General features: G+C 63.0%; 20 protein-coding genes and 1 pseudogene. 13 read left to right on the forward strand and 8 right to left on the reverse strand.

The features are described 5' to 3' along the window. Nucleotides 1-230: 230 nt before the first annotated feature. A complete protein-coding gene (locus tag QE379_RS15015) occupies nucleotides 231-998 on the reverse strand; it encodes a SapC family protein (protein ID WP_307001712.1) in 768 nt (255 codons plus the stop codon). Between the two features lie 37 nt (nucleotides 999-1,035). After that, on the reverse strand, nucleotides 1,036-2,511 hold the full coding sequence (locus tag QE379_RS15020) for a ShlB/FhaC/HecB family hemolysin secretion/activation protein (protein ID WP_307001714.1): 1,476 nt from the start codon (nucleotides 2,509-2,511) through the stop codon (nucleotides 1,036-1,038). Nucleotides 2,512-3,919: 1,408 nt separating this feature from the next. Between QE379_RS15020 and QE379_RS19635 the strand changes: the two are divergent. Beyond that, a pseudogene (locus tag QE379_RS19635) lies at nucleotides 3,920-4,117 on the forward strand (response regulator); the annotation flags it as partial. Nucleotides 4,118-4,169: 52 nt separating this feature from the next. After that, a complete protein-coding gene (locus tag QE379_RS15025) occupies nucleotides 4,170-4,670 on the forward strand; it encodes a response regulator transcription factor (RefSeq protein WP_307001716.1) in 501 nt (166 codons plus the stop codon). An 8-nt stretch (nucleotides 4,671-4,678) separates the two neighbouring features. Here the strand turns inward: QE379_RS15025 and QE379_RS15030 are convergent, their stop codons facing one another. Next, on the reverse strand, nucleotides 4,679-5,113 hold the full coding sequence (locus tag QE379_RS15030; protein ID WP_307001718.1) for a response regulator: 435 nt from the start codon (nucleotides 5,111-5,113) through the stop codon (nucleotides 4,679-4,681). A gap of 130 nt (nucleotides 5,114-5,243) precedes the next feature. Here QE379_RS15030 and QE379_RS15035 point away from each other — a divergent pair, with 130 nt between their 5' ends. Next, a complete protein-coding gene (locus QE379_RS15035; protein ID WP_307001719.1) occupies nucleotides 5,244-5,450 on the forward strand; it encodes a hypothetical protein in 207 nt (68 codons plus the stop codon). A gap of 3 nt (nucleotides 5,451-5,453) precedes the next feature. Here the strand turns inward: QE379_RS15035 and QE379_RS15040 are convergent, their stop codons facing one another. After that, nucleotides 5,454-6,560 (reverse strand): sensor histidine kinase KdpD, encoded by a 1,107-nt coding sequence (locus tag QE379_RS15040; RefSeq protein ID WP_307001721.1) that lies wholly within the window; start codon nucleotides 6,558-6,560, stop codon nucleotides 5,454-5,456. A gap of 860 nt (nucleotides 6,561-7,420) precedes the next feature. Here QE379_RS15040 and QE379_RS15045 point away from each other — a divergent pair. From QE379_RS15045 to QE379_RS15055, 3 genes are all read left to right on the forward strand, one after another. After that, on the forward strand, nucleotides 7,421-9,016 hold the full coding sequence (locus QE379_RS15045) for a flavin monoamine oxidase family protein (protein WP_307001723.1): 1,596 nt from the start codon (nucleotides 7,421-7,423) through the stop codon (nucleotides 9,014-9,016). 312 nt (nucleotides 9,017-9,328) lie between these two features. After that, nucleotides 9,329-11,920, forward strand: a complete 2,592-nt coding sequence (locus tag QE379_RS15050) for a TonB-dependent siderophore receptor (RefSeq protein WP_307001725.1) — start codon at nucleotides 9,329-9,331, stop codon at nucleotides 11,918-11,920. Between the two features lie 59 nt (nucleotides 11,921-11,979). After that, nucleotides 11,980-12,492 carry a RidA family protein gene (locus QE379_RS15055; protein ID WP_307001727.1) on the forward strand — a complete coding sequence of 171 codons (513 nt, stop codon included), beginning with the start codon at nucleotides 11,980-11,982 and terminating at the stop codon, nucleotides 12,490-12,492. Between the two features lie 101 nt (nucleotides 12,493-12,593). Here QE379_RS15055 and QE379_RS15060 read toward each other — a convergent pair whose 3' ends face one another. Continuing rightward, nucleotides 12,594-12,932, reverse strand: coding sequence for a helix-turn-helix domain-containing protein (locus QE379_RS15060; RefSeq protein ID WP_307001729.1), 339 nt, complete (start codon nucleotides 12,930-12,932; stop codon nucleotides 12,594-12,596). A 140-nt stretch (nucleotides 12,933-13,072) separates the two neighbouring features. Between QE379_RS15060 and QE379_RS15065 the strand changes: the two genes are divergently transcribed. From QE379_RS15065 to QE379_RS15095, 7 genes are all read left to right on the forward strand, one after another. Then, on the forward strand, nucleotides 13,073-13,690 hold the full coding sequence (locus QE379_RS15065; RefSeq protein ID WP_307001731.1) for an FMN-dependent NADH-azoreductase: 618 nt from the start codon (nucleotides 13,073-13,075) through the stop codon (nucleotides 13,688-13,690). 159 nt (nucleotides 13,691-13,849) lie between these two features. Beyond that, nucleotides 13,850-14,722, forward strand: a complete 873-nt coding sequence (locus tag QE379_RS15070; RefSeq protein ID WP_307001733.1) for a LysR family transcriptional regulator — start codon at nucleotides 13,850-13,852, stop codon at nucleotides 14,720-14,722. A gap of 107 nt (nucleotides 14,723-14,829) precedes the next feature. Then, nucleotides 14,830-16,815: a TonB-dependent receptor domain-containing protein gene (locus QE379_RS15075; RefSeq protein WP_307001734.1), complete on the forward strand. Its 1,986-nt coding sequence runs from the start codon at nucleotides 14,830-14,832 to the stop codon at nucleotides 16,813-16,815. A 90-nt stretch (nucleotides 16,816-16,905) separates the two neighbouring features. Next, entirely contained in the window at nucleotides 16,906-17,562 is a 657-nt protein-coding gene (locus tag QE379_RS15080; protein ID WP_307001736.1) for a PepSY-associated TM helix domain-containing protein, read from the forward strand. A 13-nt stretch (nucleotides 17,563-17,575) separates the two neighbouring features. Then, nucleotides 17,576-18,055, forward strand: a complete 480-nt coding sequence (locus tag QE379_RS15085; protein WP_307001738.1) for a DUF2271 domain-containing protein — start codon at nucleotides 17,576-17,578, stop codon at nucleotides 18,053-18,055. A gap of 14 nt (nucleotides 18,056-18,069) precedes the next feature. Further along, entirely contained in the window at nucleotides 18,070-18,936 is an 867-nt protein-coding gene (locus tag QE379_RS15090) for a DUF4198 domain-containing protein (RefSeq protein ID WP_307001740.1), read from the forward strand. Then, on the forward strand, nucleotides 18,936-19,925 hold the full coding sequence (locus QE379_RS15095; RefSeq protein ID WP_307001743.1) for an FAD:protein FMN transferase: 990 nt from the start codon (nucleotides 18,936-18,938) through the stop codon (nucleotides 19,923-19,925). Before QE379_RS15090 ends, QE379_RS15095 begins: the two co-directional genes overlap by 1 nt. A 30-nt stretch (nucleotides 19,926-19,955) precedes the next feature. Here the strand turns inward: QE379_RS15095 and QE379_RS15100 are convergent, their stop codons facing one another. From QE379_RS15100 to QE379_RS15110, 3 genes are read right to left on the reverse strand one after another with little or no spacing between them, the layout of a single operon-like run. Next, complete coding sequence (locus tag QE379_RS15100) at nucleotides 19,956-20,738, reverse strand: TadE/TadG family type IV pilus assembly protein (protein ID WP_373461799.1); 783 nt, start codon at nucleotides 20,736-20,738, stop codon at nucleotides 19,956-19,958. Next, on the reverse strand, nucleotides 20,729-21,310 hold the full coding sequence (locus tag QE379_RS15105) for a TadE/TadG family type IV pilus assembly protein (protein ID WP_307001747.1): 582 nt from the start codon (nucleotides 21,308-21,310) through the stop codon (nucleotides 20,729-20,731). Before QE379_RS15105 ends, QE379_RS15100 begins: the two co-directional genes overlap by 10 nt. An 11-nt stretch (nucleotides 21,311-21,321) precedes the next feature. Next, complete coding sequence (locus tag QE379_RS15110; RefSeq protein ID WP_307001749.1) at nucleotides 21,322-23,010, reverse strand: pilus assembly protein; 1,689 nt, start codon at nucleotides 23,008-23,010, stop codon at nucleotides 21,322-21,324. Between the last annotated feature and the right edge of the window lie 117 nt (nucleotides 23,011-23,127).

Genomic DNA, 23,127 nt, shown 5'->3' on the forward strand with positions numbered 1-23,127 from the left:
GCAATGCCCAATTCGACTAAGTATCAATGGCGAATAAACAATTGCAGCCTTTAACAGGAATCCTTTGCCACATCAGAAGTTAATAAGTTTTAACAAACTACAATTAGACTTTTATTGTATAATTCATTCACGCGACGTTACTTTTAGTTACAAATAAAAAATGGCGGCCGAAGTCTTGCGACCTCGACCGCCGAGCGGGGGTAATAAGCGGCTGTCACAACCGCATCGCGTTAATCCGCGTAGGTCGGCTCCGTCGCAGGCTCAGCCGGGGCCAGCGCGTCGCGGCGCGCGATCAGAGCGTCCCAGCGCGCCAGCGAAAAGAGGTGTGCATGGATTGCGATCAGGGCCCCGCTCCGCGCCAGCCGCAGGAGAAGCTCGTCGGACAGCTCGCCAAGCTTCTTTTCGTCCACGCCATAATAATCGGCGATATGCTCGCTTTCGCCGCCATGCAGGAACAGCGTGTTCTTCACCTCGAACAGGTCGGCTTCCTTCAGCAAGTCGACAAAGGCTTCGGTGCGCTTGCGCTCACGCTCGAATTCTTCAAGGAATGCAATGGCGTTCTTGGTAAAGCCGGTCGGCTCGCCATCCTCGAACAGCGGCTCCCCGTCACCCTCGGACACCAGTCCCTTGGCATCGCGATCGACACAGACCACGAACTGCTCTTCGCCGGCGCCCGCCAGCGTGAACGGATAGCGGCGCAGATAGGCTGGGGCATAGCAGCCGGCCTCGAACGTGCCATCGCGCACGAACAGATTCTGTCCTTCGGCCAGACCCATCACCGCTAACGGGGTCTTTTCCGGGCCGGCGAAGATCACCGGATAATGCGCCATCGCCTGCATGAATTCACCCACCAGCAGCGGGACGAGATGCACCTGAGTCGCATGATCGAAGCTCGCACCCTCGGGACGGTAGCGAAGATCCGCATGCACGGCGGAGTGCAGCGCTTCGGGACGCGAATAGAGAAATTGCGTACCTTCGAGCGGAATATTGTCGGTCATGCTTGGTTCCTTGGCTTCATCATGATGTGTAGAAGTTTTAGAATGAGAGAGAGGCACGCGCCTGGACACGCGGTGAGCCGGCCCGGCTGCGCAGGCCGTTGGTCAAGGCCCAGCCACCATCGACGCCCAGCGTGAATGCGCGCCCCATGCGATAGTCGCCCCCCAAACCAGCGGAGACGAGCGTCGACGACTGATGGGTGATACGGTCGAGACCATAGGCCAGGTCGAAGAACACGCGCGGCGCCAGCACGTCGCCATTCGGACCGCCCTTCGCAAACAGCGAGGTGACGGGCAGATTCAGATCGTTACGCAACACGAAACCGGTATCGAAGGCACCGTCGTCGGTGGTGTAACCGCGCGCCAGCCCGTCGCCGCCCAGGCCGATCTGCGTGGACAAGGGCAACGCCGACTTGGCATATTGCAGCGTCGCGCTCTGGGTAAGCGACAGATCGCGCGTCAATCGCTGGACATGGCGGAGGTCGAACGTGACATAGCCGAAGCGGCTATTGCGCGTGCGCCCATTGGTGATCGCGGCAAGCTCCGCCGCCGATCCGCCCGGACTGACATGGACCGCGATGTTCGCCGAGCCCTGCTCCCCATTCCCGAACCAATCCCGCGACCAGCCCACCATATATTGCCGGATATCGGCGGAAACATCGAGCGCGGTCAGTGGGCCGAACAGCACGGTTCGATGCTGGCGCTTCAATTCGATGCCGAACAGCATGTCGCCGAACCCTGCGGGCAGCCCGGCGTTCGACAAGGCCGAACGATAGGCCAGCGTGAGTTCGGTCGTCCGCTGACGAACGGTAAAGAGCGCATTGGGATGCTGATTGGTCAGCGAGTCGCTGAAGGTCAGTTCGACATTCTCCCGCGCGAAGGTCGGGATCGCGACGCGCGCGCCTTGCGCGACATAACGCGGACGCTTCGGTGCGAAGAAACGGCCCTCATCGATCAGCAAGTCGCGGCTACCCGTCAGCTGATAGGAGATATAGGCGCCTGGCAATAGGCGGATGTCTGCGACCGCGCCGACGAACAGTCGCGCCAAACCGGTGCTTTGCGACCCGGTGTTCGAAGAGCCGGCATAAAGGCGAAACTGCCGAGGCTCCTCGACGACCACGGTCAGGTCGGTCCGCCCCGCCGCGTCGGCTGGGGCGAAACGCGCCGAGGTGTCGCGGACCGGCAGACGATTGAGCCAAGCCAGATCTTCCGAAAGGGCGCGACTGTTGATCGGTTCGCCTGGCGCGACGCGAAGCGCCCGCCCTATCCGCTCCGCCTCCGCGGTCGATACACCCGTTACCTTCAGCGACCCGAGCCGAAACTCGGTGACCCGGATTTGCAGAACGCCGCCGGTGATCTCCTGTTCGGGCGTGGAGAGCGATATGAAGGGGCGCCCCGTTGCGCGCGCCAGCCGCGCGATCTCGGCCTCGATCTCCGCGATCCGGCGCCGCGTCAGCGGCTGACCGAGGAAGCGTCGCAGGACTCGGCGCGCACCGTCATTGTTCAGTATCGCCACGCGTCCGGCGTCAACACCGTCCGCAACCCCCGCCGCCTCAACGGGCCGCTCACCATCGCCAAGCAGCACGATCGCGCGAAGCGTGGCTCCAAGCGGCGTATCGTCTTGCTGTGCAGGAACAGCGTCCGGGACCACCAGTCCGGGATTTGGTGCGGCAGGCGCCGGTGGCAGATTCCGCTCGACCGCCGTCTGCGCCAAGGCCTGCTGTCCGCCGCATATCAACAGCGCGGGCAGCCATCGGGCAAATCTCTTGCAATGCATCTATCAGTCTTCCGCTCTATTCGGCATGGAACAATATTCGATCCAGCAGAAATATGAGCGCGCATTGCGCCTAGCATCTTTAAGAACAAGTTATCATTTAAATTTAGTAGCAGTATGATACATATTGAAACAATTACAACTTGAAGGAATTCAGAAATTTACTTCGCAATCAAAACCACCCCACCATCTGCGTAATACGAGTCGTATCCCGACTTGCACTACCCCCTATTCTTGACATTTACCTAACCTGCATTTTCGGATACCTCAAACCTTCAGGAAAGAATACAGGACAAGAGGGAACGAGGTATATCCAGAACCATTCGCGTGGGCGACGGCCAAAAAAATTTACTTCAAAGGTGCTATACTGCCGATCTTACGAGAATGACATTCTACGCTGGACCACAGCCAGGCAAATCAAGCCGACAGACAATGCCTCAACAGAATCTTAACGGCGGCCTACGCGACGAGTGGCCATACACAAACCGGCAGACGTCGGATGCACAGAGCACCGACGAACCAGGCGGCAATGCTCAGTCGAAAGAAATGTCAGATCAGCATTCCAGCACTACATCCCGCCTACCAAGGCCCCCCCCAAAGGGTCTGTCGATCGTGCTCGGAGCGAGGACGGCTCGTGTCGCAAGTTCGGAACTCCAGGGTCGGAAAATCCCGCACGTCACACAATTAATCACGACTGTATTTTTGATTAATCTATATAATCGGCGATCACCGCCCTTGTAGCGGTCGACATTCAGTCAATGCCACAATCCATATCAATACAAGATCGATTCAGTCCATAGGATTCGATGCTATATTTACTCACAATAGTATAATTGCTCCATTACACGGCACGTGCATAGTTGAAATATGAGCACAATGTGCCGTTAATTATCGATACATTTCATTGTATTTATTATTGTTACATTTTGTATTGTCCACTTTCCCGATGTATCCGAATTGATGATAATATATCCGACCCTGCCGCATTGGAGGAAGCAATCAAAGCAATCACATCCTCTCCGATCCTGCCGCATCGCGGCACCGTATAAGCTTTGGTGAGCCTTCCGTCGCCTAGGCGTACGTATAGCCCACATCGCCTGCACAGCCATCGCATTCGGCCGAAACCTAAACGCTTTGGTGGTACCCTGATATGGCACTGCAAAACAACGATTTTCGTATCGTAATCATTGAAGATGACGAAGAGATGCGCTCGATGCTCGAGCGGTACCTGCGCATGGTCGGGATGGAAACCGAATCCTATCCCGATACGGCTAATCTCGATTCGTTGATTTTGGAGGCCAAGCAGCCTCAGATCATGGTGCTCGACGTCAATCTTCCCGGCGAAAACGGCTTTGTTGCAAGCCGCGCGACTCCGCGCGCGATCGTCGGCAGGGATCATCATGCTCACGGGGCGCTCGGGTCGCGACGATCGGCTACTCGGCCTGTCCATGGGCGTCGACCATTATCTGTCCAAACCTGTCGACATGCCCGAGCTGGAAAGCGTTATTCGGAATCTGGCACGCAGGTTACGGGCCGATACACAAGGTGGACAGCCCGAGGACGGCGGCTCGGCGACGCCGCAACCGCACTGGACGCTCGACCTCGCGAGCTGGACGCTCACCGCCCCCAATGGCAACGCCATCGAGTTGACCTCGGCGGAATATCTGATGCTGCTGCCCCTGCTCGAACAGCCCGGCCGCCCCAATTCACGGGACATCATCAATGCCCGCCTGGGCAAGCCGAGGCTCGGTGTCGACAATCGCAGTCTCGATGTGCTGATCTCGCGCATTCGTCGTAAGATCGAACAGGGCACCGGCACCCCCCTGCCCCTTCGATCCGCACGCGGCACCGGCTATGTCTTCACCGGCACAGCACAGGTCATCGGCAACGTCTCGCCATGAACCGGCGGCTATCTATCAGCCATCGACGCTTTCCGGGCGTCATGATCAAGATCGCGCCACCTCGTCGCCAGCATCCGCACATCCCGGGCCAAACTCAGCGGATCGAATGGCTTCACCAGCACACCCGCCGCGCCGCGCATCATCAATTGTCGCACCTGGTCGCTCTGGGTACGTGCCGTAAAGAAGATGATGGGTATCACATCGCCCAACAGCGCACGCAAACGGTCGAACGTTTCCGGCCCGTCAAGATCGGGCATCGTGACGTCGAGCAACACCACATCGGGTCGCCACGCCCCATCCCTCACCATCGCAATCGCATCGGCGCCGGAAAGAACCGCACGCACGGCAAATGCTCGGTCGAGGTTCAAAGATCGCACGACGACACTTACCAAATCCGGCTCGTCATCAACGTACAACAGATTAAGGGCGTTACTAACGTCCATCCACCCCCGATTCCCCCGCATGACGCGATCATTCCATTGAGATGGAAAATCCGCGAATCTCTGCCCCCGCCACGCTCATCCGGATTTTATGGCACGATTTCCGGTAACGAACAATGGAAGCTGACGACTTATGCCTGAAACCCGTGCCGGCAAAATGTGCCACAAGATGCGCACTCAACTTGGCATCATTATTGGCTTGGTGGAAATCATCAATCTGCATGATGCTGGCATTAGTCCGCAATCACGTGAAGATTTGCAACGCATCCGGACCGCCGCCAAAACGATACTTGACCTAGTGGAGCAAGCAGAACAACAGATATTCGTTAAATTTGTGTAAATGCTATTCCACCGTGGCGATTTCCACGTGGAAGATCGCGCCCCCCTCCGGATTGGGCGTGAACCATAATTTTCCTCCGAGGCGTTCGATAATATCACGACTGATCGCCAGCCCCAGCCCAACGCCGCCTTTCTTGCGGCGAGGCTGGGTGTCGACCTGAACGAACTTATCGAAGATGATTTTCTGGAATTGTTCGGGAACGCCAATGCCATGATCGATCACGGCGACGTGTTGAGACGTATGCCCGGTGGTCAACACCACCCGGATCCGGCCTTCCTCCGGCGAGAATTTGATCGCGTTCGAAAGCAGGTTGATCATGACCTGAGACAATCGATCACGATCAATATACGCGAAGTCAGGTCCGCCATCGTCCTCCAATATCACGCTGATGCCGCGACTTGACGCGAGTGGCACGAGTTCATCGATGGAACTGCGGACGATCGCACGCAGCGATTGTCGTTCCAACGAGAAATCGAGCCTGTCGATCGCGATCCGTTCGACATCCAGAAGATTGTCGATCAGTCGAATCAACCGGTGGGTACTATTGAGCGCCACTTGTACGATCTGCGCCGTATCATCGCTGATCTCGCCGGTTGCCCCGGCAGCAATCAACCCGAGTGCGCCGGCGATCGACGCCAACGGCGTATGGAGCTCGTGGCTGACATTCGCGACAAAGTCGGCTTTCAGTCGATCAAACTCCATTTCGGCCGAAAGCGGCGCGGCGTCGACGAACCAATACTCCCGCCCCTCGACATCGAGCGGATAGAAAATGGCCCTGATCACTCCGGCCTGATCATCCTCCCCCCGCAAGCGAAGACGGTAAACACGTCGCGATTTTCGCCCCGCATGGCGACAACGCAAATCGCGCGCGATCGCCTCGATATCGCCGCCAAAAATCGCATCAAGCGGTCGCCCCATCAAAGCATCGCTCTGGATCCTGCGACCGTCGACAAGGCAGTGGCTGACCATCGCAACACGCAAGTCGGCATCAAGCAGCAGATAAAGGCTGGCGTGACTATCAAGCAGCGCGTCATAGATCGCCATAGCCAAAGGCGCGTCATCGCGAAACCCCGCCGGATCGGCCGCCAATTTGGTCCAATGGTTGCTCACCTGTCCCCCAATCGACATCTGTAACCAAAATGGAGTAAATTCCGGTGTTTCTCAACCTTTTTTAATTTGATCGAAAACAATCCGCATGACTGGTTCAGGGCATGGGCCTTGGGATTGGATTTTGGAGACAAAGGCTGTTGTTGGCTGTAACGGTCTCTCTCTTGGCGTGGATAGGAACTCCCCATGTCACCGCGTCATGCTATCGCATGACATCTACTGGACAGGACTTTTCCAGTATAATCAGATATTTCCATCATCCCTAATAGTATGTGACCGAACGGGTCATGAGCGTCCTTAGCCGAAGCGATGAACCTGTTGACTGATTTTCCTGGGTGACTCCGGTTTGGTTCATTCCCAGTGAGAGGCAAATCGACGAGCAACCTGTTCTGGTTGTCGGGTAAGGCGTGGTCGACGATAAAGCGTTGCTTTGACTGCGATTAGGCCTGCATGTCGACGCCATCCGGCATCTGCGGCAAGACGAACGATCCAACGATGCCTTGCCGCCGGACGCACGGTTCGCAGGCTGTCATCATTCATCCTGCGACACCCTTCGCGCAAGACACCCCTCAAGCAACCAAGGGGCGACGAAGGCCGTTGGCCTGATCGTCATGACATGGTCGTCCGTGCCCGAGGGGACGGACCGGTTTGGTCGACACAATAAACAAGTTGCAATTTAGCGCCGACTAGTTTTCATTTTGAGTCACTCGCCAGACGAGCGAGTGACCGAAAGTTGCGTGGCGATCCCTTTGGGTTGCCCCGGAACCTGTGATCCTGACGCCGAGGGGATGCTGACGGGTGGGTGTGACGGCGTCTCGCCGTCCGCTGCTTCAGCATCTGGACCAAGGGGGGAACAGGACGGCATGGCAACACGGCGAGCGGTACTGGGCAAATTGGGAATGTTGGCGGGGATCGGCCCGATGATGGGCGCGATGCAGGCGCTCGGAATCGCGGGGATCGCCCATGCGCAAAACTGGGAATCGCTGCCCCAGGGGCTTGGGCGCGGGCGGCATGTCGTGGTGCTGGGGGCGGGCATCGCCGGGCTCACCTCCGCTTATGAGCTGGAACAGGCGGGTTTCCTGGTCACCCTGCTGGAGGCGCGCGACCGCGTCGGCGGACGGGCCTGGACAGTGCGCGACGGCGACCGGATCGAAATGAACGGCGAGGACACGCAGACCGCGCGCTTCTCCGACGGTATCTATTTCAACGCCGGACCCGCCCGTATCCCCAGCTTTCACCAGGGGCTGCTCGGCTACGCGAAGAAATTCGGCGTGCCGATGGAGGTGGAGGTCAATTCCAGCCGATCGGCCTATATCATGGGCGATGACGGGTCGAAGATCCGGATGCGCACCGCGATCAACGACATGCGCGGCCGGATCGCGGAGTTGCTGGCCAAGGCGATCAACCAGGGCTCGCTGGACCGGGAACTCAGCGCGGTCGATCGCGAGCGGCTGATGCCCTTCCTGAAGGCCTATGGCGATCTCGACGCGGACGGCAGTTTCAAGGGAAGCGAGCGCTCGGGCTTCGGCACCGCGCCGGGCGCGGGCGTGACCTTCGCCTCGCCGTCGACCGCGATGCCGCTCGACCAGCTGCTCGCCAACCAGCGTCTGCCGATGACGTTGTTCGAGGACAATCTGTACATGCAGGCGACGATGTTCGAGCCGGTGGGCGGCATGGACCGCATTCATGCGGGCTTCGACCGTCATCTGCGGCGCCCCGCGCTGCTCGGTGCCGAGGTGACGGAGATTCGTCAGAAACCGGCGGGGGTCGAGGTCGTCTATCGCGACCGGAGCAGCGGCGTCGTGACCACCGTCCCCGCCGACTATCTGATCTGCACCATCCCCTTCCCCGTGCTGGCGGGGATCGCCACGAACTTCTCCCCCCGGCTGAAGCGCGCCATCGCCGACGTGAAGTATGATTACTCCAACAAGGTCGCCTTTGAGAGCCCGCGCTTCTGGGAACGCGAGCAGATTTATGGCGGCATCTCGTTCGTCGGCGGGCCGACCACGCTGATCTGGTATCCATCGGCGGGGCTCCACAGCGAGCGCGGCATGATCCTGGGCTGCTATAGCTCCGGCCCGGCCGCCGCCGAATTCCAGAAGCGACCCATCGCCGAGCAGATCGCCTTTTCGCGCGGCGTCATCGACCGGCTGCACCCCGGGCACGGCGCCGATTGCGTCAACGGCCTGGCGGTCAACTGGCACAAAATCCCCTTCAGCTTGGGCCCCTGGCCCGACTGGAACGCCGGAAGCGCCAACGGCCGGCAGGAGGGGCATATCGATACTCCCGCCTATCGCGTCCTCCAGGAGCCGGAGGGGCGCGTCTATTTCGCCGGCGCGGCGCTCAGCCAGACGCCGGGATGGCAGGAAGGCGGCATCCAGTCGGCGCGGCGGCAGGTGAGCGCCCTTGCCCGGCGCGTCGCCAGCGAGGGCCCGGCCGCGGCCAGACGCGCGGCCTGATTCCGGCGGAGGCGGGGTGGCCAGCCCCCGCCCCGCCTCCGATCCTTGCAACCACATCCCGCCCGGCCCCGCATAAGCGCCGGTCGCAGCGTTGCCGCGCGCTTTGAATATTCATGTGATAAATTTGTGACATACTCCAATAAAACTTGGCATTACTGCAAATAATCGACTTGCCTTGATTGGACGTTCATAAAATCATGAACGCCTCCAGATCGGTTTTTATCTACGGAAACATCGTCACGAATACATAAAATCAAAAAGACATGACTGGGAGCGGATCCTGTTTGTTGCGCTACAACAAGGGGGATAACCATGATGAATCGCCATGCCGTGTCTTCTATCGCATTGACGACCTGCCTGCTGTTCGGAGCGAACACCGCCGCGTCGGCACAGGTAACGTCGGGCCTCATGCCCGTCTCCGCGACGACCATGTCCGATCCGGAACCCGATCCCACAGCCGCCGCCCCCGCGCAGAAGGGCGATGAGATCATCGTCACCGGCACCCGCGCGACCGGCATCACCGCCGCCGAAAGCGCCGCCCCGATCAAGGTCCTGGGTGAAGAGGCGCTCAGCCATGTCGGCCAGCCCAACCTGAACCAGGTGCTGACCCAGCTCGTCCCCTCCTTCGTCGCGCAGGCGTTCGGCGGCGACACGGCCAATTTGACGCTGTCGGCCCGGTTGCGCGGCCTAAGCCCCAACCACACGCTGGTGCTGGTCAACGGGAAACGGCGACACGGCACCTCGAACCTCGCGGTCCTCGGCGGACCTTTCCAGGGCGCGGCGACCGCCGACCTCGACCTGATCAGCCCCTCCTCGATCAAGCGGATCGAAGTGCTGGAGGACGGCGCGGCGGCCCAATATGGCTCGGACGCGATCGCGGGCGTCATCAACGTCATCCTGAAGGACGATGCGTCGGGCGGCGACGGCTATATTACCGCTGGCAAGAATTACGACGTCGGCGGCGACACGCTGGCGGGTACGCTGCATCTGGCGACCAAGGTCGGCGAGAGCGGCTATTTCAACGTCACCGCCTTTCACCGCTTCCATGATTTCACCCAGGTCGGCGGCCTCGACCGGCGCGTGACCGACAGTAGCGGCGCGCTGCTGACCGCAACGTCCAATCCCTCGCTCAATGCGCTCCAGCGACAACTCTTTCCGCTGATGGACAATTTTCCTTACGTCAACAAGATCAACGGCGACGCCCAGTCCTGGCTGACGAACCTTCAATACAATACCGCCTATGACTTCGGCGATGTCGAGGTCTACAGCTTCGGCACCTATTCCAAGCGGATCGCCAGCGCTCGCCAGAATGTGCGCGTGCCGACCCGCGTGTCGCGCACCGTCGGGGGCGTGACGACCTATTTCGATCCCGATGGCGACAACCCGGTCAACGGCTTCACCCCGCGCGAGAAGATCCGCGAGGACGACATGGCCTTTACCGGCGGCGTGCGCGGCACCGTCAGCGGCTTCCAATATGACCTGTCGACGACCTTCGGGCAGGACAAGGCCGAAATCTACACGGTCGATTCGGCCAACGCCTCGCTCTATGCCGATACCGGCTTCACCCCGACCAGCTTCTATAACGGCCTCTTCAAATCGACCGAGTTCACGGTGAACGCCGATGTCCGGCGCGAGATCGAGGCCGGGCTGGCCACGCCGATCAACGTCGCGTTCGGCGCGGAATATCGCCGCAACGTCTATGAGATCGGATCAGGCGATCCCGGATCGATCTACAAGGAAGGCGGCCAGGCCTATCCCGGCTTCCGTCCCTCCGACGCGGGCGTGAACAGCCGGACCGCCAAGTCGCTCTACCTGGACCTGGCGACCAACCCGGTCGAGGCGCTGAAGGTCGACGTCGCCGGACGCTATGAGAATTATTCCGATTTCGGCGACCGGTTCATCTACAAGGCGACGGGCCGCTATGACTTCTCCGACGCTTTCGCGCTGCGCGGCACGGTATCGACCGGCTTCCGCGCGCCGACGCTCGCCGAATCCTATTATTCCGCGACCAACGTCTCGCCGACCGCGGCCTTCGTGCAGCTCCCCGCCAATTCCGCCGCGGCCAAGCTGATCGGCTTCCAGAATTTGAAGCCGGAGAAGTCGACCAACTATTCGCTCGGCACCGTGATCCGCCCGCTGCCCGCCCTGACGATCACGCTCGACGCCTATCAGGTGAAGATCCGCGACCGCATCCTGGGCACTGGGTCGATCTTCGGCAGCGGCGGCGCGGTCAATTTCGGGATCGTGCGCGACGCGATCATCGCCAATGGCAATGTGCTCGACCCGACGGTCAGTCAGACCGGCATCAACATCTTCACCAACGGCGCGGATACCCGCACCCGCGGTGTCGACCTGGTGGTCAGCTATAGCTCGGACTTCGGTGACGCGGGCAAGGCGCTCTGGACGATCGCGGGGAATTACAACGAGACCAAGCTGCAACGCCTGATCGCGGCGCCCGCGGCGCTGACCAACCCGGCCACGTCCCAGGTCATCCCGCTGTTCAACCTGGGCGCGCAGTCCAACATCGAAACCGCCTCGCCCAGGGTGAAGGTGATCACCTCGGTCCTGTACAGCATCGACAAATTCTCGGCGACGTTGCGCGGCACCGTCTATGGCAAAAGCTCGGCCCAGTTGAGCCCCGATGGCGGGACCTTCTACAACCAGACGATCGGCACGAGTTTCATCGGCGATGTCGAGTTGAATTACGACATCTCGCCCTCGCTCGGCCTCGCCCTGGGCGCCAACAACGTCTTCAACAAGAAGCCGCCGACGATCCCGCTGGTGCCCGGCACCACCAACCAGACGCTCGTCAATGGCGGCAACGTGCTCGACTCGCCGCTGACCTTCAGCCCTTACGGCATCAACGGCGGTTATTATTACGCCCGAATCAACGTCAGCTTCTGATAGGGTTTTGGCGGGCGCCACCCCGGCGCCCGCCAGCCTTGCTTACCGGAGAACCATCCATGTCGTTCCGTCTGCTCGCTGCCCCCGTCATTGCGCTGGCCCTATGCGGCGCGTCCGCCGCCTTCGCGCAGAGCGGCCCCGTCACCCGCCACGCCAACACGCCTCCCGGCCTGATCCTTCAGGGGGTGACGGTGAAGCCCGGCGCGACGATGCTCTACCTTTCGGGCCAGCTCGCCTCGCCGATCGACCCGGCCGCCAAGACGCCGCCCGCGCAACTGACCATCGCCGACTTCGGCGACACCAAGACGCAGACGGTCAGTGTCCTGAACAAGATCAAGACGATCCTCGCCGCGCGCGGCTTCTCCATGGCGGACATCATCAAGATGACCGTGTTCGTCGCGGGTGATCCCAAGCTGGGCGGCAAAATGGACTTTGCGGGCATGAACGACGGGTTCAAGCAATTCTTCGGCACACCCGAAAACCCCAACACCGTCGCCCGCTCGACGGTGCAGGTCGCGGCACTCGCCGGCCCCGCCTTCCTCGTCGAAATCGAGGTGACGGCGGCAAAGTAACCCCCGAGGCCGTCGATTCCGTCCGAGGCGTCGGCGGCCCAAAGGGGCGATGGTGGCGATCCGATTCAGGCTCTTGCGAACGGATCGATCGGGGCGACGAATTACGGATTCCGCTCCTGGCTCGCATCATAGCGGATGCGGGCGTCTTGTATGGTGTCCTGATGGTCGTTCGCCCACAGGGTGATCGCCATGACCGGCGCGAGGAGCGACCGTCCGACATCCGTCAGTTCATAATCCACGCGCGGCGGGATGGTGGGGAAGAGTGTCCGCTTCACCAACCCGTCGCGTTCCAGCCCGCGAAGGGTGATCGTCAGCATCCGCTGCGAGATGCCTTCGATCCGGCGCCGCAGTTCGTTGAACCGGACGGGCCCGTCCTTCAGCGTCGCGATGATGTAGAGGCTCCATTTGTCGCCGACGAGGTCCAGGATCTCGCGCACCATCCGGCAGTCGGTTTCTTGACAGGGGGTAGGAAAATCCATGTCACCTGGTGTCATTGGAGTGCCTTCTTGCGGGGGCCTTGGCGGTCACTTTATTAGCGTCGGTAACAAATCGTTACTACCCTATGCCCGCTGGAACGACCATGACCAACATCCTTCTCGTGACGTCGAGCCCGCGTGGGGCCGAGAGCCTGTCCACCCGCTTCGCAACCGAGATCGCCGAGGGTCTTCGGACCCGTTCGGGCGGTACGCTCGTCACTCGTGACCTTGCGGCGGCCCCGCCCCCGCATATCGGCCCGGCCTATATCCATGGCCGTGTCGCGACGCCCGAGGCTCGCACACCCGAGCAGGCCGACGCGGTCGGCCTGGCGCAGGTGCTGGTCGAGGAGGTCAAGGCCGCCGACATGATCGTCCTGGGTTCGGGCATGATCAATTTCGGCCTTTCGTCGCAGCTCAAGGCCTGGTTCGATCACATCACCTGGCCGGGCGTGACCTTCGGCTATGGCGACGCTGGTCCGGAAGGGTTGCTGACCGGGAAGAAGGTCTATCTGGTTGCGGCCGCAGGCGGCGTCTTCTCGGACGGGCCCTGGGCCCCCTTCGATTTCCAGACCGGCTATCTGCGCCACCTGTTGGGCTTCATCGGCCTGACCGACGTCGAAATCATCCGCGTGGAGGGCACTGTCTTCGGACCCGAGGCCGCCAAGGCAGCCATCGCCGCCACCGAAGCCCAGCTTCGCTCGGTTCTGGAAAAGGCCGCCTGAAGGCGGTGCCATGTCCCCCGACCTATGAACCCAAAGGAACCAGGCGATCGAATTCCCTCTCCCGGATTGCCTGCCTCACCGGCTTTTAGTAATGATGTGCAATATCAATATTGACGTTGAAGAGGCGGGACCATTCATCCGGGGCATATCGACCTGAATTTGCTGGCGACCCTGGCGGTGCTCCTCCAGACCCGGAGCGTCACGGGGACCGCCCGGCGGCTGGGACTGAGCCAGCCGACGGTCAGTCGTTCGCTGGCAGAATTGCGGCACATCCTCGACGATCCTCTTCTGGTCAGGACCAGCGGCGGGATGCAGCGGACCCGGCGTGCCGAGGGGCTGGTCGGTCCCGTCGAGGAATGGCTCGCCTCCACCAGTGCCCTGCTCCATGCGCCCAGCTTCGCGCCGGACACGCTGGAGCGATGCTTCCGGATCGCCTCGACCGACTATGGCGTCCTGACGGTGATCGCCCCCGCGCTCGCGGCGATCACCGCCGAGGCTCCGGCGGTCACGATCGACATCGTGCCGTTCAGCCCGGACATGATGCAGAAGCTCGCCTCGGGCGAGATCGACCTGGTCGTCTCGGGCCTGCCGACGGAACGGGATACGGTCCCCAGCCGCGCGCTCTTCTCCGACACGTTCCGCTGCATCATGCGCCAGGGTCATGCGCTGGCGGGCCGGGACGCGCCACTGCCGCTCGATGATTTTTTCGCCTGGCCGCATATCGGCGTGGTGGTCGGCGACATGGCCGTCGACGGGGTCGAACACCGGCTGGGCAGCCGCAGCGCCGAGCGGCGTATCACGGCCCGCTTGCCCTATTTCCATGCCGCACCCGCGCTTCTGGCGGGCAGCGACGCGCTGATGACCCTGCCCAGCCGGGCCGCCACGCGCTTCGCCGACAGCCATGGTCTGGCGATCCGCCCCGCGCCGGAGATTATCGCCCCGCTCGACTATCGCCTGCTCTGGCATCCACGCAGCGCGCGCGACCAGGCGACCCAGTGGCTCGCCGACCTGCTGGCCAGCCATTGCGCATGACCGGGATGAATAAGCATTATTCGTATTTCGCGTCTGGCCGGTCCCCGACCCAGACGGCATAGGGCTGCGAACGACTTGCAATAGCAAGCGCCAAAACGGGAACCTCCATGCCGACCATCGCAAACCGCTCGACCGCGGCGCTCATCGCGCTCGCCTGCTCCACACCCGCGCTCGCCGCCGGTTCGGAGCCGACACCCACCGAACAGACGACCCGCGCGGATGAGATCGTCGTCACCGCCTCGGGCGGGCGCGAGCAACAGGTCAAGAACGCGCCCGCCTCGATCAGCGTGCTGACCCGCGAGGATCTGGACCGGCTGCCTTACCGCGAGGTCACCGATGCGCTGCTGGAGATTCCGGGCGTCACCGTGACGCCGGGCGAGGGCAATAGCCGCGATATCTCGATCCGCGGCATGGCCCCGCAATATACGCTGATCCTGGTCGACGGTAAGCGCCTGTCGAGCCGCGAGACCCGCACCAATGGCGGCAACATCTCCGAAGGCGGACAATTGCCGCCGCTGGAGGCGATCGAGCGGATCGAGGTCGTGCGCGGGCCGATGTCGTCGCTCTACGGATCGGACGCGATGGGCGGCGTGGTCAACATCATCACCCGCCGGATCGCCAAGACCTGGCGCGGCAGCGCGCGCGTCAACGGGACGATGCAGCTCGGCTCCGACTATGGCAATGTCGGCGACGGCAATTTCTACCTGTCCGGCCCGATCGCCGGATCGGTCGGCATCCAGTTGCAGGGCGCGGCGACCCGGCGTGCCGAGGACCGCGTCATCGGCGGTTCGCCCGAGCGTCAGGACGAGAGCCTGGCGGGCAAGATCGGCTGGAACGCCGGACCCGATCACAGCTTCCTCGCCGAACTCGGCTATTATCGCCAGACCGTGACGACGACGGCGGGCAAGACGGTGGCGACCAGCGCGACCGTGCCGGTCGGCACCGAGACGATCCAGTCGCAACGGCGCGCCGTCGGCTCGATCAGCCATAGCGGCCGCTGGGGCTTCGCCACATCGGAAAGCTATCTCCAGCTGGAGGATGCAAAGAGCATCCAGGACGGCAAGCAGATCAAGAACCTGGTCGGCCAGTCGATCTGGATGGTGCCATTGCCGTCCAACTCCCTGAGCGTCGGCGCTTTCTATCGCCATGAGGACCTGACCGACACGGTCGGCAACCTTCTGGCGGGCTCGACCCGCGACGGCGCGCGGCGGCGGCAGATGGCGTTGTTCGCGGAAAACGAGCTGACCCTGCTGACCGGGCTGCGGCTGACCGGCGGGCTGCGCATGGACGACGATCAGCAATATGGCACCCACTGGACGCCGCGTATCTATGGCGTGTGGGAGATCGACCGCGCCTTCACGCTGAAGGGCGGCTATTCGCAGGGCTTCCGCGCGCCCAATCTGCGTCAGACCCTGGCAGATTGGGGCCAGTCGAGCCGGGGCGGCACCATCTATGGCAATCCCGACCTGTCACCGGAAACCTCACGCACCGTCGAGGCCGGATTGCTCTATGACGGCGGCGCGGTGCAGGCGAGCCTGACCGCCTATGACACGCGGTTCAACGACAAGATCACCCGCGTCACTTGTCTGGTCGCCAATGCCTGGTGCACGGGCGAGCCGCTCAGTTCGATCGGCCGTCCGCCGACGACCTATGTCAATGTCGACCGCGCCAAGGTGCGCGGGATCGAAGCGACGGTGGATGTCCCGCTGACCCGGACGCTGCGGCTGAACGCGACGGGGACGCTGACCGATTCCGAGCAGTTGAGCGGGGCCAATATCGGTGCGGCGCTGAACGACACACCCAAGCAGCAGGCCAGCGCCTCGCTCAACTGGAAGCCGAACACGCGGTTCAGCGGCTATGTGCGCGGCATCTTTCGTGGCGAGGAGGCGATCACCGAGGCGCAGATCAGCGGCAATGCGACCGTCGCCCCCTCCTATACGACCGTGGACATCGGCGCGTCCTACAAGATGACGCGGCGCTTCACCCTGCACGGCGGCGTCATGAACCTGTTCGACAAGCGGCTGACCTTCGAGCGGTTCGGCTATGTCATCGATCCGGCGCGGGTCTGGATGGGGATCGCGGCGCGGTTCTGAGCCATGACGGAAAAATCACTTCTGCAAGTCGCTCGCAATAGCTAAGACGGCTGTCGACCAGCACCGTGCCGCAAGGACGATTCCCTCTCGATGCCCGACCGACCGCCCTCTTCCGCCGCCACCCGCACACCGCGCCCGCCGCGCAAGGCACGGGCGATCTGGCTGCGACAGCTTCATACCTGGCACTGGATCAGCGCGGCCCTGTCGCTGACGGGGATGATGCTGTTCGCGGTGACCGGGCTGACGCTCAACCATGCCGCGTCGATCGGGGCGGAGCCGCGCGTGACCCAAGGCGGCGGCGTGCTGCCCGCCCCCCTGCTCGGCCAGTTGAAGGGCCCGCATGACGCCAAGGCACCCCTGCCCGACGCGGTGGCACGCGCGATCGCGGACCGATACGCGCTCGACCCCAGCGGCCATGCCGCCGAATGGTCCGACGAGGAGGTCTATGTCGCCATGCCGTCGCCGGGCACCGACGCCTGGGTCAGCATCGACCGGAGCAATGGCCGGGTTTCGACCGAGACGACCTGGCGCGGCTGGGTCTCCTATCTCAACGACCTGCACAAGGGGCGGAACACCGGCGACGCCTGGTTCTGGTTCATCGACGCCTTTGCGGTCGCCTGCCTGATCTTCACCCTGACCGGCCTGCTGCTGCTCCAGCTTCACGCCAGGCATCGACCATCGACCTGGCCGCTGGCCGGTGCCAGCCTGGCGATCCCTGTGCTGCTCGCCCTTTTCCTGATTCATTGAACGGAGGACATCCATGTTCAAAGCCCCGCTGATCGCAACCGCCATCCTTGCCGTGCCCACCGCCGCCAGTGCGGCCAGCACGGTGAGCGTCACCATCCCGCGCCTGAACGTCGCCGAATATCACCGTCCCTATGTCGCCGGATGGCTGGAGCCCGCAGGCGGCGGTCCGGCGCGCACCCTGTTCGTCTGGTATGACGTCCGCAAGGCGGGGGCGGAGCCGGGGACCAAATGGCTCGCCGATCTGCGTAGCTGGTGGCGCAAGGGGGGCCGTGGCCTGACCCTGCCCGCCAATGGCGTCTCCGGCGCGACCCGGCCGCCCGGCACCTATCGCATTGCGCTGCCCGCCAACCTGCCCGCCGGGCAATATGTCCTGCATGTCGAGGCGGCGCGCGAGACCGGGGGCCGCGAGCTGGTGTCGATCCCGCTGAACGCCCCCGCCGGTACGGGCTCCGCCACCGGTTCCACCGAGCTCGGCTCGGTCACCATTCGTTGAACAGGGAGTTCAAAATGCGCCGACTTTCGATGCTGATCGCCACGGTCAGCCTGACCTGCCTCGCCCCGCCCGCGCTCGCGCACCGCATGTGGCTGTTGCCCTCCACCACGACGCTGGCCGACACTGGTCAGTGGGTGACGGTCGATGCGGCGATTTCCAACGACCTCTTCTATCCCGATCACGTCGCCTTTCCGCTGGAGCAGGTGAAGGTCTGGACGCCTGAGGGAACCCCGGCGGAGGTGCAGAACGGCGCCACCGGCCGCTATCGCACGACCTTCGACGTCAAGATCGACCGCCCCGGCACCTGGAAGATCGGCAGCGAGATGAACGCGGTGATGGGCAGCTTCACGCTGAACGGCGAGACGTGGCGCGTCGGGCGGCGGCGTGGGCCCGGAGGTCCGGGCGGCGGCGCACCCGGCCAGTCCGGCGCCCCGGTGCGGTCCGTCGCGACGGTCGAGGAGATCCCGGCCAATGCCACCGATGTGAAGCTGACCGAGAGCATCAGCCGCAACTTCACCTTCGTCACCGCCGGGGCACCGACCACCGCCGCCTTCACGCCGACGGGCAAGGGGCTGGAGTTCCAGCCGATCAGCCACCCCTCCTCGCTGGTCGCCGACGAGCCCGGCCAGTTCCGCTTCCTGATCGACGGCAAGCCCGCCGCCGGGATCAAGGTCACGGTCGTGCCCGGCAGCAAGAAGTTCCGCGCCGCCGAACAGGCGCAGGAGCTGACGACCGGCACGGACGGCGTGGTCCGAGTGACATGGCCCATTGCGGGGACCTATTGGATCAGCGCGACCGCGACCGATGCGCATCCCAGCATCCCGCGCGCGACCGAACGGCGCATGAGCTACACCACCACGGTCGAGGTCCCCGCGCCCTGATGACGCCCGCGCCCCGCCCCGTTCCGCGGATCGCCGTGCCGGTCGCGCTCGACCCGGCGGCATTCCAGGAATGGGACCGGGGCGCACAGACGGTATCGCTGGGCGGCGAGACGATGGGCACCGGCTGGCGCGTGCATTTCGCTCGCCCGCGCGACCTCGATCCTGAGGTGCTGGGCGCCGCCATCCAGACCCGGCTCGACGCACTGGTCGGGGAGATGAGCCATTGGGCGGCGGACTCGCATCTTTCGCGGTTCAACGCCGGGGCGGCGGGGACATGGGTCACCCTGCCGCCCGATTTCGCGACGGTCATGGCGACGGGTCTTGCCATCGCCCGCCGCTCTGACGGTGCCTTCGATCCGACGATCGGGGCATTGGTCGATCTTTGGGGCTATGGCGCCACGCCCGCCCCCCATGCCCCCGATGGTGCGGCGTTCCGCGACGCGCTTGCCTCCGGCGGCTGGCATCGCCTGAACTATGAACCCCTGCCCCGCCGCCTTTGCCAGCCGGGCGGCCTGCGGCTGGATTTGTCCGGCATCGCCAAAGGTCATGCGGTCGACCGGATCGCCGATCTGCTGGCCGATCGGGGCGTGCGCCATGCGCTGGTCGAAATCGGCGGCGAACTGGTCGGGCGCGGATTGCGGCCTGATGGCGATCCCTGGTGGGTCGATCTGGAAACGCCGGACGACCGGTTCGCGCCGCTGCGGGTCGCGCTCCACCAACTCGCGGTCGCGACATCGGGGGACTATGTCCGGGGTCGGCATACGATCGATCCCCGAACCGGTCGCCCGGTCGCGCATGCGATGAGCGTCAGCGTCCTCCACTCATCCGCCATGCATGCCGATGCCTGGGCGACTGCGCTGGGCGTCGCCCAACCCGAGGATGCCCGCGTTCTGGCGATCCGCGAAGGGCTGGCCGCCCGCTTCCTGTGGCGTACGCCGGGCGAACCGATCGAATGGATCAGCCCCGCGCTGCACACCATGTTGGCCTGAGCATCAAGCTCGGCGTTTGTTTCCCGGAGGTCATACCGAGGGGACTGCTGCGCTATAGAGGCGGCAATCCGCGCGTCTGCCCCCGGCAAGCTGACCATCGTTGCGGAGCGAATACGCCGTTCTCTCACGGACATTGAACGCCATGACCCGTCGGATCCGCAGATTTCCCAGTGCCGAGGTGATCAGGCTGATCGGCGCGAGCGGCTGGTAATCATAGACCAGCTCGACGACCATCACCGCGGTGCCGGTCGACGCGGCGATACGGTGGCCCACATTCCCCATCCCGTCCAGCGCGAACGCATCTTCGACGGCGCCATGGTCGCTGTTCGCATTGTCGTCCAGATTGGAGACCGCCGCACCGGCACCGTCGAGGGGTCCGCCGAGCGTCGAGGTCACGGCCAATGCTCCGGCGCAACGCTGCCACCTGATCCATTGGCGATAGCCATTGGGATTGTCGCTCGACACCGGTCCCTTGCCATCGGGCCCGGTCACGGTGGTGCGCTGTTCCAGGTCGGACAGGATGATGCGGCCATGCGCCGCCAGCGAAAGCGGCTCCCCCATCTTCATGGCGCCGATCATCAGTTCGGTGATGTCCGCCTCGTCTATGGTCGTCCGGACGCGTCCCGCATTGTCGGCCACGGCCATCGCGATCTGCGACATTCGCAGATTGGCCATGACGTAATTGCCCAGTTCCACCCCGCCCACGCCCAGCAACAGGATGACCGGGGCCGCGATCGCGAACTCGATCATGGCGACGCCCCGCCGCGCCCGCGCAAGCGCGGCGAAATGCTGGCGGAGGGCGCTCAATGGCACAGCGTGGCGGGCTCGGCCTGCGATGCGTAGGGCTGATTCTTCAGCATCGTCGTGGCGGTCAGCGTGGTCATGACGCTCCACCCCATCAGCTTTCGCATGGGCATGATCTCGGGATAGGTCACCGTTGCGGTATAGAGGACCACATCGTCCGACCCGCCGGTCCCCGCCCTGGCGGCATCGGCATCCCATATTCCGTTTCCGTTGATGTCGATGAAACAGTCCCCGGCATTATAGATGCCCAGCGGCGGCTTGTCGGTGACGATCGGCTCGGCCCTGGCGATCTGCTGGAATTTGCCATAGCTGGTGGGCGCGACGACGACCCTGGCGTCGCGCGAGATGGCCGAGACGCTGTCCTGGACCAGGGCGGTCAATTGCACCGCCGTCGTGCCGGTTCCCACGGTGACCCGGCGTGCGGCGCGGTCGAGCGAATCCTGGACCTGGGTGGCGACATATTGTCGATAGCCCAGATCGAACAATCCGCACATCATGGCGATGGCGGGCAAGGATATCAGGGCGAACTCGACCACGGTGGCGCCGCGCCTGTCCCCGCCGATCCGCGAGAGGATGGTCATCCGCCGCCCCCTCATTGCGTCAGCCTCAGCGCGCCGATGTTCTTGCCGATCTCCACGAACCGCGCCATCAGCGCCGCTTGGTCCGCTGAGGTGGACGCCTGGCTGGGGGTGCTCGCACAATTGGTGAGCGAGGCATCCAGCGCGGTGGCGAAGCCGATCACCCATATCGAATAGCCCATCGACTTGGCCTGCGAGCAGAGCAGGTTGAAACGCTGCTTGTGACGGGCGAGTTGATCCGTCTGGTTGGACGCTCCCCCGCCGGGCGTTACCCGGGCGTCGAGCTGTTCGACGCCATAGGAGGAATAGAGCGCGGGATAACCCGTGGCGAACTGGCCGTCGGTCATGAAGATGATGTATTTCTTGACCGGCATCATATTGTACCGATCCGGATTGCCCGGACCGAAGATCCCACCCGCAGACGCCCAACGCGCGCCCCACATCATACCGTTGTCGTGATAGGTGCCGCCGTCCGGATCGAGCGTGTCCAGATAGGTTTTCAGATCGCTCTTCGACCAGATGCGCATGGTCGCCGCCGCCGTCGGACAGGCAGATTGCGGCTTATAGATGTCCGTCGGATATCTGACCTGGTAACTGGTATATTCGACCTCCGGCCAATAGGGTTTCCACCGGGTGGCGTCGTTATTCGGTATCAGATTGATGTCGAGATCGGTCGCCCCCGATGGGATCGCCGTTTCGGTTGCGCTCATGCGAACGGTCTGCCGCTCCTCGATGCACCCTTGCCAGGAAATTTTTCGGGAGACCGTCCTGACCGGCGTCGCCCCGCTATCATCCGCGGTTCCGATCAACTCCGCCACATCGACGCTCGACCCCGAGACATAGGCCGCCGTGTCGAGCGAACGGGGCAAGTAGCGGAAATAGGTGCAGCTTCCCCGCCCCCGATTATAGCTGCCGTTGAGTTTGCCGCAGCTATCCGAGCTTCTCGAATCGGTCACCACCTCTCGCGATTGATAGGTCCATGCGCCCGAAATCATATAATCGGGGCTGGCCGATCGGATTGCCTTTCCGACGTTCACCGCACTCGAATAGGGGACCACGCCATAGCGAAGGCGCATGCCGGAGGCGGCAAGCTGCGCCTGGATCGGCGCAAGCTGGTCGTACAGACCCAGGACGGCGGCACGCAGGGCCTCGATCTTGGTGACGGAGTCGCTGGAGGTCGCCTTGTCCTTCATCGAGCCGGTGGTATCCAGCACGAAGACGATGTCGGTGTTCACAAAGTCCTGCGACGCGTTGCAGCTGACCGCGACGGGCAATTCCTTGAACCCGAATATGCGCATGATCGAGGTCGGGACCGTGGTGGCCGCATCGATCACGACCGTCGTCTTCGACGTGGTGTCGCTGGTGACGGAGGGGGTGAACGGCTTGGCGCCGAACAGACCCTGTTTGAAATTGAAGTTGAAGAATTTGGCGGCTTCGACACGGACCGCATCGTCGACCGCGCCGGTCGTCATGGCGCGTCGCCCCGCCAGGACACCGGCATCGCAGGCAATCTGCATCTGCTTGCGCGCGACATAGCCCGTGCCGATATCGATCGCCGAACCGACCAGCGCCAGGATCGGGATAAGCGCGAAGGCCCAGAGCAGCATGACATTGCCACGGCGGTCGCCGACCAGCCTGCGGATCGCGCCGATCCCGGTCGGCCCCGCTCCGCCGATCGCTGGCGTCCCTTGGTTGAGAAACACGTCATGAACCATCCCGACCCGCATGACGAAATCGGGTAAACGGGGCGTGTACGGAATGGTTTATTCCGGACTTTTTTGGTCGCCCTATCAGCCGGTTGCTTGCTTAATCCCGCGGAG

Origin of the sequence: Sphingomonas sp. SORGH_AS_0879, from assembly GCF_030819175.1 — a bacterium.
Taxonomy (GTDB): Bacteria; Pseudomonadota; Alphaproteobacteria; order Sphingomonadales; family Sphingomonadaceae; genus Sphingomonas.